The following is a 16,194-nucleotide window of genomic DNA, read 5'->3' as shown; positions in this document are numbered from 1 at the left end:
GGCAGCTACCCATGAAGCCAGGACAGACACTTACGTTCCTGCTGGTGATGGTCGTGTTTCTGGTTGGGTGTGGCCAGAAGGGGCCGTTGTATCGTCAGGCACCTGCCAGTGACGATGCCGCAACCGAGCAGGCCGCACCCAGTCAGAAATCCAGCGAACACGACAGCAGCGAACCGGCTGAAGACCACTAGGTTCGGCAGGCTGCCCCGATAACAGGCTCAGGAAATCCATGGATCACTTCAATTACCGCAGCGGTGAATTGTTCGCTGAGAACGTGGCGGTTGAGGACATTGCCCGGCGTTTTGGTACGCCAGCCTATGTCTATTCCCGCGCCACCCTCGAGCGCCATTACCGCGCCTATGATGATGCGCTTGCCGGTCGGCCACACCTGGTGTGCTACGCCGTCAAGGCCAACAGTAATATCGCCGTGCTGAACGTGTTGGCAAGGCTCGGCGCCGGTTTTGATATTGTGTCTGCCGGAGAACTGGAGCGGGTGATCCGTGCTGGCGGGGATCCTGCGAAAACCGTCTTTTCCGGGGTCGGCAAACAGCGCTGGGAAATGCGCCGCGCCCTCGAGGCCGGTGTTCGCTGTTTCAATGTGGAGTCCGACACCGAACTGGATCGCCTGAACGAAGTGGCGGGTGAGCTCGGTGTCAGGGCGCCGGTTTCCCTGCGTGTGAATCCGGACGTGGACGCCGGTACCCACCCCTATATTTCCACGGGGCTGAAAGAGAACAAGTTCGGCATCGACATTGCGGAAGCTCCGGCCGTCTATGAGCGTGCCGCTGCCATGCCAAACCTGGACATACAAGGTGTGGATTGTCACATCGGCTCGCAGCTCACGTCGGTGTCACCTTTCCTCGATGCGCTGGACCGTGTGTTGGAACTGATCGATGCCCTGGCGCAAAAGAATATTAATATCCGGCATCTGGACATGGGCGGTGGCCTGGGGGTCACCTACGATCAGGAGCAGCCGCCGCAACCGTCGGATTATGTGACCGCGCTGGCGGAACGCCTGGGCGATCGGTCGCTGGAGCTGATCATGGAGCCGGGGCGGTCCATTGCCGCCAACGCCGGCATCTTGCTGACGCGGGTGGAATTCCTCAAGTGCACTGAACATCGCAACTTCGCCATCATAGATGCGGCAATGAACGACCTGATTCGTCCCGCGCTCTACAGCGCGTGGCAATCCATTGTCCCGGTAACGCCCCGCAACGACGGTGACGAGAAAGCGTGGGACCTGGTTGGGCCGGTGTGTGAGACCGGTGATTTCCTCGGCAAGGATCGCAAGCTGAGACTCCAGGCGGGCGATTTGCTGGCGGTTCGGTCCGCCGGGGCCTATGGTTTTGTGATGAGCTCCAACTACAACACCCGTAACCGTCCACCGGAACTGATGGTTGATGGTGAACAGGTGCACATTGTGCGTCGGCGGGAAACCCTGGAAGAACAGCTTGGCCCAGAAAGCTGTTTGCCGGAATGAGTGGAGAGGCGGAGATGAGTCAGTCCCGGCGCAATCAGGGCCCAATGCTTAACTTCACCAAGATGCACGGTCTTGGGAACGACTTCATGGTGGTGGACGCCATCAGCCAGCCCTTTCGCCTGCGCCCGGAGATGATCCGCGAACTGGCCGACCGGAATTTTGGCATTGGCTTTGATCAGTTGCTGGTGGTTGAACCCCCGGGGCTTCCCGATGTGGACTTCCGCTACCGGATATTCAACAGCGATGGCTCGGAAGTCGAGCAGTGCGGCAACGGGGCCCGCTGTTTTGCCCGCTTTGTCCGCGACCAGCGCCTGACCAACAAGAAGGTGATCCGGGTTCAGACCGCCAAGGGCGTTATCGAATTGAGAGTCGGACGTGCAGGCATGGTCACCGTCGATATGGGGGTGCCGGAACTCAATCCTCCGGCCATCCCGTTCGCTGCCGACCGCCGCAAGGACGTGTACACGGTGGAACTCGGCGGTGATACCGTGGAACTCAGTGCCGTCTCCATGGGCAATCCCCATGGGGTGCTATTGGTGGATGACGTGGATGCCGCCCCGGTAGGCGAGTTTGGCCCCAGGCTTGAGAGCCATCCGCGGTTCCCGGCGCGGGCCAACATCGGGTTCCTGCAGATTATTGACCGGACCCGCGTTCGCCTGAGGGTGTTCGAGCGTGGTTCCGGCGAAACCATGGCCTGCGGCAGTGGCGCCTGTGCGGCGGTGGTCGCCGGCTGCCTGCGAGGGCTGCTGGACAGCCGGGTGGACGTCGAGCTGAAAGGCGGGCGCCTGGTCATCGAATGGCAGGGTGAGGGGGCCCCTGTTATGATGGAAGGCCCGACGGCCAGCGTTTTCGAGGGTCAGCTTCGCCTGCCGGCAGACCAGCCCCCGAAACGACGTAAGAGCACGCGGCACAGCGATGCAAAATCAGGTACCAACCGACAGAACAATCGCCATCGCCAGCCGGCCACATCAAGGCCCTGACCATCAGGAGAGCAGCATGACAGAACAAACGGCCCACAAGAAGGCCGAAGGGCTCACCCGGGAAGCCGTCGCAGATTATCTGCGGAATAACCCCGATTTCTTTATTGATCAGGACGAGCTCCTGCGCAGCCTGACCCTGCCCCACGACAGCGGCCGGGCGATCTCGCTGGTAGAGCGCCAGGTGCACCTGTTTCGCGAACAGCGCGACACCTTGCGTCGCGAGTTGGTAGAGCTGGTGTCCATTGCACGCCACAACGACCGTCTGTTCGAAAAGAGCAAGCGCCTGCTGATGCAGGTGATCGAGGCCCGCAACCTGAATGATATGGCCGCCGCGATTGATGACAGTATCCGTGGTGATTTCGGTCTGGACGCGGCCTCGGTGATTCTCTTCACCGACAGCGAGTTGCCGGCAGCGGCGCAAGGCGCCCTACACGTGGTGTCGCCGGATGAGGCGAAAGCGCGCCTGGGTGGCTTGCTGGAAGGGGATCGCGCCGTTTGTGGCCAGTTCCGTGAGAGCGAGCGCAGTTTCCTGTTCCCGGACCGGGAGGAACCCATTGCCTCCGTGGCGTTAGTGCCACTGCGTAACAACGAATTGGTCGGGGTGTTTGCCGTGGGTAGTTGCGAACCCGGGTACTTCGACCAGAGTATGGGATCACTCTTCCTGACCTACATCAGCGACACCCTGAGCCGTCTGTTGCCGCCTATCCTGCAAAGGCATGCCGCCACGTTGCCTGTCACCGATGTGGTCGCGGAGTCCCGCTGACCATGTCGCTGGCTGACGAGGAAACCGGCCCGGCTGCCGCACTGGCAGAGCCTGTGGCCGCGTTCCTGCGTTATCTGGCGTCGGAGAAGCGACACTCACCACGCACCTGCGGCAGTTATCGCGATGACCTGAACCGCTTTGCTGCGTGGGTTGAGCATCTACCGTCACCGGCCTGGCGATCGGTCACCAGCCACGACTTGCGACGATACGTTGCCCAGCTCAGCCGTGAAGGTTTGGGCGGTCGGAGTATTGCCCGTCACCTGTCTGCCATCCGCCGGTTCTACGAATACCTGTTACGGGAACACCTGGCTGTCGACAATCCGGCGTTGGACATCCGGGCTCCGAAGTCCGGTAGGCGTCTACCGAAGGTGGCGGACGTGGACCAGCTCAATCACCTGCTGGACGCAACGCCCGATGATCCGCTGGAAATTCGCGACCTGAGCATGTTCGAGCTGATGTATTCCTCAGGGCTGCGGTTGTCGGAACTGGCGGGGCTGGATCTCCAATCCGTAGACGTCCGAGGTGGGGAGGTCAGGGTGCTGGGTAAGGGGCGCAAGGAACGCCTCCTGCCGGTTGGGCGAAGGGCGTTGGAGGCACTGGCTCGGTGGCTTGACGTGCGCGGAGCGATGGCGCCAGACGGAGAGAATGCCCTGTATGTGAGCCGGCGAGGTGATCGGCTCAGTACTCGCAGTATCCAGTCCCGCCTCAGCCGGTGGGGAATGTCGAAAGGGGCGGACCAAAGACTGCATCCCCACCTGCTTCGGCATTCCTTCGCCAGCCATATGCTGGAGTCCAGTGGTGACCTGCGAGCGGTGCAGGAGTTGCTGGGCCATGCGGACATCGCGACGACCCAGGTCTATACTCATCTGGATTTCCAGCATCTGGCAAAGGTCTACGATCAGAGCCATCCCAGGGCTCGCCGTCGCGGTAACAGGCGGGAAACGGAGCATCGTTGAGGCATCAGTCACGGAACAGGCGTCCAGTAAAAGGGCCAGGAGCGCTAAATGTCATCGGACCCATCCTGGAAGGATAAGTACCTCCAGGCACTTGAATCTTCAGAACAGCGTGAATCGCATTGGGAAGCTGAAAGGAACCTGCTTCAGCGTATGCTGGTGCGTACCAGTCTGGCGTCCGAAGGACAGACTGCGGAGCTGGACCGTTTGCTGGAACGGGTTCGTGACGAGTTACGAAAGCCCCCTCTCAACGCAGACAGCTGGCGGGATTTGCAGGAGAGAATTGACCGTCAGGTGGCGGCCCTGGACGACCGCAAGTCTGAATCCACGGACCGGCTGAGAACCACATTCGAGCAGTTGCTGTCGGAACTGCGCTCCCATCCTATGTTCAAATCCGGCAAGGACCGTATTCGAGACCTGGAGAAGCGACTCCGGAAACCGGAAACCCTTCAGCTCGATGCGACCGGATGGTTGGTCGATCTGGCATTGGTGTTGGAAACTGGGCTGGGCAGCGGTGACGGGCAGGATCGCAAACGAAGTCGGTTTGGCCGGCTGTTTGGTGGCCGGGGAAGCCAGGAGCCGTCCGACCAGCCGATGTTGGCGGAAGCCGCCGAGAACGCGCTGGCTTCGCCTGCCGTTGAACTGGCGATGCCTGGCACAGAAGACAGCGAACGCCTGAAGATTGCACGGCGGGTTGGTGAACTGCTGGGGCATATGCTGGATCAGGTGACACTGGAGGCAGCGTCGGAGGCAAGAGCCCGACGGCTACAGGAATCGCTGTTGAGCAGCGATAACTGGGATGAGCTGCGGGAGGGGCTGAGCAGCGTGGCGGAACTGGTAATCGCCGCGGTTACCCGGGGGCAAAGGGAGTTTGAGGCCTTCCTTCGGCGTCTCGATGAACGGCTGGACGCGTTGCGCCAGTGTTTTACCGAGCAGGCGAATGCCCAGGCCGGGCGACTGGATGCCTCGCAGGAATTGGATCGCGATATCCGCCAGGAGCTATGGTCGTTCGGCCAGCAAGTGGAAAGCAGCGTTGACTTCGACGGGCTGAAAGACTCAGTGAGCCAGCACCTCGAGACGATCAGTGGGGCTGTCGAGCGGTTTCGGGAGCAGGAGTCCGAGCGCGAGCGCAACCTGTCGCTGCAACTGGAGCTCATGCAGGAAAAACTGGTGACGATGGAGGCTCAGTCGGAACAGGTCCGGGAAAAACTCCGGGAGGAACGCGAAAAAGCCCTTACCGATGTCCTGACCCAATTACCCAACCGGGAAGCCTGGCAGGAGCGACTGTCGTTCGAGTATCAGCGCTGGCAGCGTTATCGTCATTCACTGTCGGTCTGTGTGCTTGATATTGATTTTTTCAAGCGTGTGAACGATTCCTATGGCCACAAGGCGGGTGATCGCGTGTTGCAACTGGTTGCCCGTGCCCTCCGTGAGCGGCTGAGGGCAACCGACTTCATCGCCCGTTTTGGCGGGGAAGAGTTCGTGATCCTGTTGCCGGAAACCAATGTGGACAACGCCCGGTCGGTATTGGATAGCATGCGCGGGCATATCGCGGAGCTGCCGTTCCATTTCCGGGGAGAACCGGTGTCGGTGACGTTTTCGGCAGGGCTGGCGGAATTTGATGGGGACGATGACGAGGACGATGTGTTCGACCGGGCCGACAAGGCTCTGTACCTCGCCAAGGACTCCGGCCGCGACCAGGTGCTTATTGCAGGGCGTGATGTCTGATTCAGTGCCGCATCAGGGCATCGAGCTCATCGATAATTTCCGCCCAGTCTGAGTCGTCCTCGAGGCCCTCTTCGAGGAAGTGTGACTGGCTTTCCGACCAGAAAGGGGCATCCTGCAACGCAATTTCCGGGGGCAGTGGCGAGTGCTGGGCGATAAAACTCTCAATGCTGACGCTGTCGGATGGCATACCGAGTTGTTCAAAAAGCGTGCTGAAATCGTGTTTGCTGGTATCCATGGTTGTGGTTCTCCCCAAGGTTGCCGGTGCTTTAAAACGCTGTGGGCACGATCAGAGTAGATCGGGTAACCCGCTGAATGCAATCGGAAGAATTTACGGGTATGGTTCCCTGAACTGTAGCCGAACCGGTGAGGATATCCAGTGAGGTCCGTTTTTCATTTTGTGCTGTTGCTGACCGCTATTCTGGTGCCCGGCGTGCCCGCTGCTGAGCCGCCGCAACCCTCTCCGGCGCCGGTGCTGGGTAGCGAGGATCTGCGCTGGCTGGCGGAGAGAGAATCGTTCCGGGTCGGGGTGCGAAGTGGTCAGGTGCCGCTGGTGTTTGATACCGGCGAGGGAGAGCTGGCGGGCATCTTCATTGATTACCTCAATCGGCTGTCAGAGAAGCTTGGTGTGCCTATTGAGCCGGTGTCGGCTCCGGAAGAACAACTCGGTGAATGGTTGCAGGATGGGACCCTGGATGCCCGGTTGAGTACCCATCTGGCCCATCGTTCCCCTCCTTCCAATGTAGTGCTTTCCTCGCCGCTGATGAGTTTGACCTATGGCATATTCGTTGGTGCCGATGATGCAGGCATTCGCACGCTCTCGGACCTTGAGGACGCGAACATTGCCCTGATCACCAACGATCCCAACCAGTTCGCATTGCTTGACCCTGTCGATAGCTTTTCACCCGTGCCGGTTTCCAGTATCAGCGAAGCCGTTGGCAGGGTGTTGTCAGGACAGGCGGATGCGTTTCTGGGCCCGGTTCCGGTGGTGTCGGACTATCTGCAGTCTGCCATGGTCAATGGGGTTGGGGTGGCCACGCTGCTGAACCAGCAATCGGTCGACGTGGTGCTGGAAATGGCAGCGGAGAGTCACCAGGAGAATGACCAGGAGCGCGACCAGTTGTATCGGGTGCTCAACCAGGCAGTTCTGGCGATTGACCACGGTGAGCACCGGTCGATCCGCCAGTCGTGGTTGCAGACCGAGTTGCCGGAACTGGATCCCTCCGCCATTTCCCTGTCGGTTGACGAGAGGGCATTTCTCAATCAAAACCCGAATCTTCGAGTGGCCTTCCGGCCGGATTGGCCGCCGTTCGAGTATACCCAGAATGGTCAGTCTGCCGGGCTCGTGCCGGATCTGGTCAAACGCCTGGAAGAACAACTGAACATTCGCTTCAGCCGTCAGGTGATGGACAACAGCGCCGATGAGGAAAACGCTTTGCGTTCGGGGGAGGTGGATATACTGCCCGCAATGTCCCGAACCCCAAGGGTCGAGGAATCTTTCCTGTTCAGCCGTGCCTATTTGACCGTTCCCATTGCCCTTGCCATCCGTGACGACGGTCGCTTTATCGGCGAATTGAGGGAGCTGAGAGACGAAAAGGTGGGTGTGGTTAACCGCCAGGCGGGGCATGACTACCTATTGATCAACCACCCCAATCTCGATCTGTATCCGATGACGTCCATCGAGGAAGGGCTGCTGGCCCTGTCCAACGGCGACCTCGACGTCATGGTGACTCATATTCCGGCAGTCAGCTATACCGTTGCCCGCCTGGGGTTGTCCAACCTTCGGATAACAAGCATCACGCCTTACCAGTATGAGCTAAGGTTCGCCGTCAGTAAGGAGCGGCCTGAATTACAGCGCATCCTCAATAAAGCGCTGGGCAGTCTGGATGCCACCGAGACCGAGTCGATCTACAATCGCTGGATCCACCTGGATATCGAACAGGAAACGGACTACACCGTGGTGCGTCGTATTGTGCTTATCGCCCTCGTGGTGGTACTGATCTTCCTGTACTGGAACCGTAAACTGTCGCGGGAGGTAGACGAGCGAATCCGATCTGAAAACGCACTACGCCGCAGCGAAGACGAGCTTCGGGCGGCCAAACTGGAGGCGGAGCGCCTGGCGCGGGAAGCTGAGGCGGCCAGCCTGACGAAAAGCGAATTCCTCGCCAATATGTCCCATGAGATCCGCACGCCGATGAACGCGGTGATTGGCTACAGCGACTTGCTCAGTAATACCGTCAAGGATCCCCAGCAACGCAATTACCTGGATGCCATTCGCGCGGGCAGCCGCAGCCTGTTGATGCTGATCAACGACATCCTGGATCTGTCCCGCATCGAAGCAGGAAAAATGCGGCTGGAGTATTCGGCGGTATCGGTGCGACGGCTGCTCAGTGACGTACGCCACATATTCGACCTGCGCGCCACCGAGCAGGGTATCTCGTTGGAAGTCAGCGTTGATTCCAAGATGCCGGCGGCAATGATGCTGGATGAAACGCGACTGAGGCAGGTGCTTTTCAATCTTGTTGGCAATGCCATCAAGTTTACCCATGAAGGTGGTGTGACAGTCCGTGCCACGGCCACACCGCGAAAGTCATCGGAGAAGCCGGTCGAGGAGGCGGACAGTGAGGCTGATCGTCGCTGCTTTTACCGTTTGGTTGTGACAGTGTCTGATACCGGCATCGGTATTCCTCCTGACCAGCAGGAGCAGATCTTTGACGCCTTTGAACAGCAGGAAGGGCAGAACACGCGGCGTTATGGGGGTACGGGGCTGGGCCTGGCCATCAGCCGCAAGCTGGTGCGGATGATGGGTGGTGAACTACAGGTTGAAAGTGAGCCCGGGTCGGGCTCCACCTTTACGGTCAAGCTTCCTCGGGTTGAGGCAACGGGCGCCCAGGCCGAAGACGATGGCACACCCGAGGAATCGGAGCGTCTGCTGGCCCAGACACTCAGTATGCAGGAACGCGGATGGCTGCAGGAACAGCTTGCACGAGATTTTGGCGACGAGTGGGAGACGGTGCGGGAAAGCGGCGATCCGGAACAGATGAAGGATTTTGCCAACCGGGTGCTGGTATGGGGTAAGCGGTTCCGTTCGCCCTCGGTTACACGATATGGAGAGAAACTGCTGGCGGACGTGGAGGCGTTTAATCTGGATTCCGTGAACAGTGCTCTCGAATCCTTTCCGCGCCTTCTGGGACGGGATCAGTGACTGGAACGTGTCAGAGGCAGTCGAACTGCGACTTGCGGTCAAAGGCGACGGCGACCGTGTCGTAGCCCGAGTCGGACAGCGAACGAATCAGCTCGCGATCTTTCAGCAGAGCCATGCAGACCCGGTGTACGTTGGCCTGAAGCTGTTCCTGAGGGGGCTCGGACTCGAATCTGAAATCGACGATCAGGTATTTACGCTCGACGGCCGATGTGGCGGGAATGTCTTCACGCTCAATGCTTTCATAGCCAATGTAAGTAGCTTGTTTATCGGGGAAGATTCCACTTAGCAACACGTCCAGGTTGCCTGCCATGACCGGTTGCGAGGCCAGTGCCAGTAACAGGCTGAGAGCGCCGGTGATGCGTTTGATGGCCATGAGAGCCACTCCTTTGGAATCGGTTCGTCGATCAGTGTAAACATATGTAACGTTTAGTTACTGTTGATTATCGCAGAGTGCGAACGAGTTTGCGCATTTTTTGCGCGCATTTTTCAATTGTTTGCAATGTTCAGAAGATCCGTCGGCTGGGTGTGGATTTCCGGAGCCTGCCAGGATCAACTACTATGGATAAAAACAGAAGCGCATAGAGGCAGGATGATGTTCCAACTCGTCTTTAAAGGTGAATGCACACCGGGGACCGACCCGGCAACCGCTCGCAGTAATGCCAGAACCCTGTTCAAGGCAACGGTGGACCAGATTGAGCGTATGTTCAGCGGTCAGCCAGTTGTTATCCGCAACAAGCTGGAGGAAGTCCAGGCGGAAAAGTACCGCTCGGTGCTGCAAAAGCACGGCATGGTGGCTTATGTGCAGCCCATGGAGGGCGCTGTCACCTCTGCCGCGCGTACGGCACCCGCCGCTCAATCACCGTCAGAGCCAAAACCAGTACCTTCAGCGCCTCCGGCGGAGCCGGCGCGCAATGATACCAGATCAGGAAGCGCCGTTGCCGTTGAGCCGGGCGACCGCTTGCCGGTGGCGGGCGACAAGGTCGACAGCATTCTTTCCGGGTCCGGACTGACACTTGACCCCGTTGGCGTCACGCTGGAGGAGCACCGGGAGGCTCCCGCTCCCATGTTCCAGCACCTGGACGACTGGTCGCTGGCGCCTCCGGGCAGCGACCTGGGTGTGAAGCGTGAGGTTCCACCACCGGTTGTGCCAGATGTCTCCCACCTGTCGCTGGCGGACGAGGATCCCGCAGACGATGCCTGACAGTTGGACGGGATGATGTTAACAGCCAGATTGACTGCCCTCCTGCTTGCCGTGCTCGCAGCTATGCCCCTTATGGCCGACGTAGGGCGGCCGAAAGTGGGCCTGGTGCTAAGCGGCGGAGGGGCCAAGGGCATGGCCCATGTGGGTGTGCTGCGAGTGCTGGAAGAATTGAAGGTGCCCGTGGATATTGTGGTGGGCACCAGTGCCGGCTCCGCGGTTGGGGCACTCTATGCCTCTGGTATGGAGGTCCAGGAGATTGAAGAGCGCTTTATCGAGATGGACTGGGTGTCCAGTTTTCGTGACGACCCGGGCCGTGCCTACAAGCCTGTCAGGCGCAAGCGTCAGGACTGGCGCTACCCGGTCTCGCCCGGCATCGGTGTGCGCATGGACGGCCTGCATTTGGGGGGCGGTATCATCGCCGGTCAGAACCTCGGTTTTATCCTCAATGAGCTCACCCGTGATGCAGCCCTGGTTGAAGATTTTGATGAACTGGCCATCCCGTTCAGGGCCGTCGCCACGGACCTGGAAACCGGCGAGGAAGTGGTGATCGGCAGTGGCAACCTGTCGGAAGCGATCCGCGCCAGCATGAGTATTCCCGGCGTCTATGCGCCGGTCACACTGAATGGGCGTTTGCTGGTGGATGGAGGTGTGGCCAATAACCTGCCGGTCAGCGTGGCCCATGAGCTTGGGGCCGACATTGTCATTGCCGTGGACATCACCGATCCCCTGTTGGAGCGGGAGGACATACGCGAGGCGTTCTCTGTGGTTGGTCAGTTGACCACCATGATGACGCGGCAAAACACCGAGCGGCAGCTCAAGTTGCTGGATGATCAGGACATCCTGATGCGACCGGATCTGCAGGGCTTGTCCTCAGCAGATTTCTATGAGGCTCCGGCGCTGTTTGAGCTGGGCGCCAGCAGTGCTCGTGGTCACGCAGGGGAACTTCGTCATCTGAGCGTCAGTGATGATGAGTGGGATCGATTTCGCGGTCGCCTGAAGGCGCACTCGTTCAACCCGGGCGTTATCACCGATATTCGCATTGACGACCGTTCTCGCCTGGCGGGGGATTTCCTTCGTGAGCGCATACGCCAGCAGACGGGTGAGCCTCTGGATGTGGATGCACTGGAGGAGGATCTCAAGCGTATTTACGGTCTTGGTTACTATGAAACCGTTTCCCATTCGCTGGTGCCGACCGACGGCCCCGGCACGGACCTGGTTATCCGGGTTCGCGAGAAAAGCTGGGGGCCGAACTACCTGTCCTTTGGCCTGAACTACGAAGACAATTTCGAGAACGATACTCGGTTTAATGTCGCCACGTCGTTGCGGATGACGGGGCTGAATGCCCTGGGCGGTGAGTGGACGACCGGGCTTCAGTTGGGCACCCAGCCCCGGGTTCGAACCGAATGGTTCCAGCCACTGGACTATGGTTTCGAAAGATTCCTCACGCTGGGCGGTGCCTATTCCCGTGAAAGCCTGAGTGCGTTCGATGGCGAAGGCGAGCGCATAACCGAAGTGGATATCACCAATCGCCAGGTGGATCTGGCCCTGGGTACCGAACTGGGTGTAAACGGAGAGGTGCGTCTTGAGTATGTGCGGGGCTACGCCACCGTCGACGAGCAGATCGGCGAACCGATGGCGCCCTCCGGCTCCATCCAGAGTGGCAGTCTCCGGCTCCAGCTTGTTCACGACTCCCTCGACGATACCTTCCTGCCGGAGTCCGGCGGGTTCGCCGGCATCCGTGGCCGGTTCGAGCGCCCGGGCCTTGGGTCCGACCGTCATTTTGATTCGGTCACCGTCATGGCCCTGGGCACCGCAAGCTGGAGACGGGCGAGTATCACCGGCCTGTTGTATGCCAACGCGGTCACCAAGGGCGTTGCCGGCATCGAGAATTCAGTACTGCTGGGCGGCTTTCACCGGCTATCGGCATACAGCCAGGGCGAAGTGGCGGGAGAGGATGCGGCTCTGGCAGGCGTCTTTGTCCGGCAGGAATTTGGCGGGCCGTTTGTGCCCTGGTTTGCCGGAGCCGGGTTCGAGACTGGTAACGCCTGGTCCTCGCTGGGGGAGGCCCGCTGGAACAACCTGTTGCGCTCTGGGAGCCTGTTTGCCGGCGTTGAAACCTTTCTGGGACCGGTGCAGATTGCCACGGCCTACAACAACCGGGATGACTGGAGTGCCTACCTCAACGTCGGCTTTTCGTTTACCCGGTTGTTTGAATGAGCCGCCCGTTGCTCAAGCCGTAGCCGATGCGCTGTGAATAGCGTCAAGCACCTGCTGACACTGTTGTTCCGCGTACCCGGCCAGAATGGCCGCAAGACGTTCCTCGTCCCGTTCCTTGATCGCACCGATCGATTCCCGCACATGGGCCAGGTTGTCTTCCAGCACCCGGTTGCCACCACGCTGGAACGCCACAAAGGCGCAACGTTTTGCCGATGGCCACAGATCCTCAATGGCGGAAATGATGAAATAGTTGTCGGCATAGGCCAGTGAGGCCTGAGTGTACTCTATGCCCAGCTCCAGAAACGCCAGCAGGTCGTTATTGTCATGGCAGCCTTTCATACGCTGGTAGAGGGATTCGAGTTTGTCCATGTCGGCTGCCTGCCACTGCCGCACCAGCTTGCGACCGGTATGGGTCAGGTACAGTTGCAGCACTTCGTACAGGCTGCGTACAAAATAGTCGTCCAGCGGCGTAACGAATGCGCCCTTGCGGGGCACGTTCTGTACCAGATGGCGTTTTTCAAGCAGCAGCAAGCCTTCGCGGATCGACCCGTGGCTTACGTCCATTTGCTTTGCCATGGCGCTTTCGTAGATGCGTTCGCCGGAGCGAAGCTGACCGAAAGCGATGAGGTTTTCGATGTGACGGGCGACCTGTTCGGTCAGGGTTTCGCGAGGCTTGAATGTGGTCATGGTCCTGCTTCGTTACAGCATGCTGGCTCAATGGTTCTGGAATACTCTCACATTCTTTGCGTATGGAAAATGGGCACACCAAAACGGGCCAGGCCCTGGTGGAGGGTTTCAGAGCAGGGGGCCAAGCAACCGTATGGTGCGGCACGTCAACCGGAAGGCCACAGAACGGTCCCGGTAATCCCGTTCCGTCATCAGTCGACTGGTGGTGAGATCCTGTTCCAGCAGATGTTCAATGCCGCTCACAAACTCAACGGCGGTACTGATGGCGGTTATCTCGAAGTTCAGTCGCATCGAGCGGTTGTCCAGGTTGGCGGTGCCGATGGCCGCGTAGCGGTCATCCACCAATACGACTTTCTGATGCATGAAGCCCGGCTGGTAGCGATAGATGCCAATGCCGGCGCGGCATGCCTGTACCAGGTATGAGTACGCAGCCAGTCGGATCAGCCGGCTGTCAGATTTCTCGGGGATAATGATTCGCACGTCTACACCCCGCAGGGCCGCCAGTTGCAGGGCGTTCATGATCTGAACGTCGGGCACGAAATACGGTGAGGCGATCCAGATCCGCGTACGGGCATTGTTGATGCAATTGAGGAAAAACAGCGTGCAGGTTTCGTAGGTATCCGCCGGGCCGGTGGGCAGAATCAGAACTTCCTGGTTGCCAGGCGTCGGTTGGGAAGGCGTCCAGTTGAGCGTCGGGAAGTCCTCACTGGCCCAGTTCCAGTCCTCGAGCCAGGCCAGTTGCAGCCCGGTCACCGCCGGGCCGGTAATGCGGCAGTGGCTGTCACGCCAGGGCTCCTCGTCCATGGCAGTGCCCAGATACTCGTCGCCGAGGTTGATGCCTCCGACAAATCCGACCTCACCATCACAGACCAGCAGTTTCCGATGATTGCGGAAGTTGACCTGCAGGCGCATGCGACGAAAATTGCCGTCTCCGAACGAGGCAACCTTTGCACCGGCGGCGGCCAGTTCCCGGAGGTACTTCCGCGGTAGCCAGACACTGCCAATGTCGTCATAGAGGAACCAGACCTGAACGCCCTGGGCCAGCTTGCGTTTCAGGATCGACTTGATGCGTTGGCCGACCTTGTCGGAGCGAACAATGTAGAACTCCAGGAGAATGTAGTGTCGGGCGTTTTCCATGGCATCGAACAGCGCCTCAAAGGTGGCTTCCCCATTCTTGAGGAGGTCGCATCGATTCCCGGTGGTAAACGGCTGTCGGCCCAGCTTGCAGAGGACCTGGAGTTCGTCCGGAACATGTTCATCGTTGCGTTTGCTGACCGCTGCCGTCTGCTGTTCGAAATGGTTGAGCAGTTCCGTCAGCGCGGCGTCGCCGGTGCGTCTGGCCCTGATATAGCCGCCGAACCGGTTGCGTCCGAACAACAGGAACATGGGAACGGCGACATAGGGCAGGCCGATCAGTGCCAGAATCCAGGCGATGGCTCCCTGTGCCACGCGGTAGGTCATCAGTATCCGATAGATGCAGGCAGCCGCGGCCAGGTAGATCAGGGCCAGTGCGAGGGGCAGCCAGGGCACGTCAGCGATACTCATTCCGGCGCGTCTCCATTGTCGATGTTCAGGTGGCGGGCGCGGTACTGGGCCGGTGCCATCCCGGTCCAGCGCTTGAACGCGCGGCTGAAGGCGCTGAGCTCGGAAAAACCCAGCAGGAAAGCGATTTCGCCCAATGCGTAGTGGTCCGACGCCACGTAGCGCATGGCTTTGTCCTTGCGGACTTCCTCCACCAGCTCGTGAAATCCAAGCCCTTCTTTCTTTAACCGTCGATATAGGGTTTGTCGGCTCATATGGCACTGTTTCGCCAGTGTGTCGGCGTCGATGCGATCGGTGGACATCTGGCGTGAAATCAGTCGCCGGATCTTGCGGCCGAAGGTACGCCTGCTTTGCAGCCGGGCCAGCACTGCGTTGACCTGCTTCAGCACGGCGGAATAAACGTAGGGGTTGCGATGGGGAATCGGATGGCTCAGGTGGTGGCTACTGAAGGCCAGGCGAGTTGCACCACAGCCAAAAAACACCGGGCCACCCAGTAATCGCTGGTATTCATCGGCATAGCCCGGTTTCGGGTGGGCGATCTCGGCCCACTCGGCAACGATGGATGGGTGGATGAAATGCCGGGTGCGGCATAGAGCCGCCGCCAGCGTCCGGTCCATATCCTGGCGACAGTAGTGCCCGGGGGTGTCCGCCTGCCAGGTCAGGATGGCCTGCTCGCCGGTTTGTTCAAAACTCAGGATCACGGATTCGTTAATCAACCGGTGCAGGCGAACATACTGGGTAACGGCCTCGCCGAGAGTGTCGCAATTGAAAAACACGTGGCCGACCAGGCCCATTCGGTCAGGATCGACCACCTGGCCGGCATGGAGGCCAACGGCAGGGTCTCCGGTGACCTTTTCAGCGTGTTCCCAGAGGCGGTAATGGCGCTCGGCGGGAATGCGCAGGTCCGGGTCTGCCAGCTCGTTTTTGTTGAACCCGGCGATCCGCTCAACGGTGGGGATGTCCAGCACGCCCTGGCGGTCCAGGTAATGAACCAGGGCCAGCGTGCTCGAGGCTGCAACCAGTGGCGATGTGGTGGCTTTTGCCTGGGGTGAGTTCACGGTCACCTATGATTGAGGGTTAACAGGAATTCATCGGTGCTGATACAAAATGTCAAACCTGTGGGACAGCCTGTCAACGGTTTATTGTCCTAACAACGATAGCATTAAGTCATCGAGGATTCTCACTCGCCCATCTGGATTGGAGGTGTTTTCATGGAACTGGAAATTTTTGTGCCCCATAACGAGCTGGAGCGCTCCAATATTGCCGCTTTGGCTGAGTACCTGAACAGCATGTACTACTGCTAATCAGTTTCAGCAAACGTTTATGACCTGAGCCGGGGGAGACCCCGGCTTTTTTTTGGTTCATCGCAGGTTAGCGTGAAAAAGTAGGAGACGCGGTAAAACCGGTTAGTTTTGAGTTCGCCAAAACAACAAAATTAGCC

14 protein-coding genes are annotated in these 16,194 nt (G+C 59.4%); 9 read left to right on the top strand and 5 right to left on the bottom strand.

Features of this window, described 5'->3' with window-relative positions:
* The first annotated feature begins 11 nt into the window (after positions 1-11).
* The 6 genes from lptM to B2590_RS03110 are packed head-to-tail and all read left to right on the top strand — an operon-like array spanning position 12 to position 5,904.
* Positions 12-191 carry an LPS translocon maturation chaperone LptM gene (lptM, locus tag B2590_RS03135; protein WP_041332617.1) on the top strand — a complete coding sequence of 60 codons (180 nt, stop codon included), beginning with the start codon at positions 12-14 and terminating at the stop codon, positions 189-191.
* 38 nt (positions 192-229) lie between these two features.
* Complete coding sequence (gene lysA, locus B2590_RS03130; RefSeq protein WP_036203055.1) at positions 230-1,480, top strand: diaminopimelate decarboxylase; 1,251 nt, start codon at positions 230-232, stop codon at positions 1,478-1,480.
* A gap of 14 nt (positions 1,481-1,494) precedes the next feature.
* On the top strand, positions 1,495-2,460 hold the full coding sequence (dapF, locus tag B2590_RS03125) for a diaminopimelate epimerase (RefSeq protein WP_051946756.1): 966 nt from the start codon (positions 1,495-1,497) through the stop codon (positions 2,458-2,460).
* Between the two features lie 16 nt (positions 2,461-2,476).
* A complete protein-coding gene (locus tag B2590_RS03120; RefSeq protein ID WP_036203058.1) occupies positions 2,477-3,223 on the top strand; it encodes a DUF484 family protein in 747 nt (248 codons plus the stop codon).
* Between the two features lie 2 nt (positions 3,224-3,225).
* Positions 3,226-4,179, top strand: coding sequence for a tyrosine recombinase XerC (xerC, locus tag B2590_RS03115; RefSeq protein ID WP_051946540.1), 954 nt, complete (start codon positions 3,226-3,228; stop codon positions 4,177-4,179).
* A gap of 48 nt (positions 4,180-4,227) precedes the next feature.
* A complete protein-coding gene (locus tag B2590_RS03110) occupies positions 4,228-5,904 on the top strand; it encodes a GGDEF domain-containing protein (RefSeq protein ID WP_036203061.1) in 1,677 nt (558 codons plus the stop codon).
* 1 nt (position 5,905) lies between these two features.
* Here B2590_RS03110 and B2590_RS03105 read toward each other — a convergent pair whose 3' ends face one another.
* A complete protein-coding gene (locus tag B2590_RS03105; RefSeq protein WP_036203064.1) occupies positions 5,906-6,139 on the bottom strand; it encodes a DUF2789 domain-containing protein in 234 nt (77 codons plus the stop codon).
* A gap of 141 nt (positions 6,140-6,280) precedes the next feature.
* Between B2590_RS03105 and B2590_RS03100 the strand changes: the two genes are divergently transcribed.
* Complete coding sequence (locus tag B2590_RS03100) at positions 6,281-9,106, top strand: transporter substrate-binding domain-containing protein (protein WP_085681686.1); 2,826 nt, start codon at positions 6,281-6,283, stop codon at positions 9,104-9,106.
* 10 nt (positions 9,107-9,116) lie between these two features.
* Here B2590_RS03100 and B2590_RS03095 read toward each other — a convergent pair whose 3' ends face one another.
* Complete coding sequence (locus B2590_RS03095) at positions 9,117-9,479, bottom strand: hypothetical protein (RefSeq protein ID WP_075195012.1); 363 nt, start codon at positions 9,477-9,479, stop codon at positions 9,117-9,119.
* A 219-nt stretch (positions 9,480-9,698) separates the two neighbouring features.
* Between B2590_RS03095 and B2590_RS03090 the strand changes: the two genes are divergently transcribed.
* Positions 9,699-10,307 carry a hypothetical protein gene (locus tag B2590_RS03090; protein ID WP_075195035.1) on the top strand — a complete coding sequence of 203 codons (609 nt, stop codon included), beginning with the start codon at positions 9,699-9,701 and terminating at the stop codon, positions 10,305-10,307.
* Positions 10,308-10,319: 12 nt separating this feature from the next.
* Complete coding sequence (locus B2590_RS03085; protein ID WP_286811093.1) at positions 10,320-12,524, top strand: patatin-like phospholipase family protein; 2,205 nt, start codon at positions 10,320-10,322, stop codon at positions 12,522-12,524.
* Positions 12,525-12,536: 12 nt separating this feature from the next.
* Here the strand turns inward: B2590_RS03085 and B2590_RS03080 are convergent, their stop codons facing one another.
* The 3 genes from B2590_RS03080 to B2590_RS03070 form a co-directional block, all read right to left on the bottom strand.
* Entirely contained in the window at positions 12,537-13,211 is a 675-nt protein-coding gene (locus B2590_RS03080; RefSeq protein ID WP_036203076.1) for a GntR family transcriptional regulator, read from the bottom strand.
* 108 nt (positions 13,212-13,319) lie between these two features.
* Positions 13,320-14,756 (bottom strand): cardiolipin synthase, encoded by a 1,437-nt coding sequence (gene cls / locus B2590_RS03075; protein WP_136634177.1) that lies wholly within the window; start codon positions 14,754-14,756, stop codon positions 13,320-13,322.
* A complete protein-coding gene (locus tag B2590_RS03070; protein WP_087148992.1) occupies positions 14,753-15,817 on the bottom strand; it encodes an AraC family transcriptional regulator in 1,065 nt (354 codons plus the stop codon). Before B2590_RS03070 ends, cls begins: the two co-directional genes overlap by 4 nt.
* Positions 15,818-16,194: the final 377 nt, after the last annotated feature.

This window comes from Marinobacter sp. UBA3604, assembly GCF_002375325.1.
GTDB lineage: Bacteria > Pseudomonadota > Gammaproteobacteria > Pseudomonadales > Oleiphilaceae > Marinobacter > Marinobacter salarius.
Note: the sequence above shows the minus strand (reverse complement) of the source record. Positions and strands in the feature narration are given on the sequence as shown.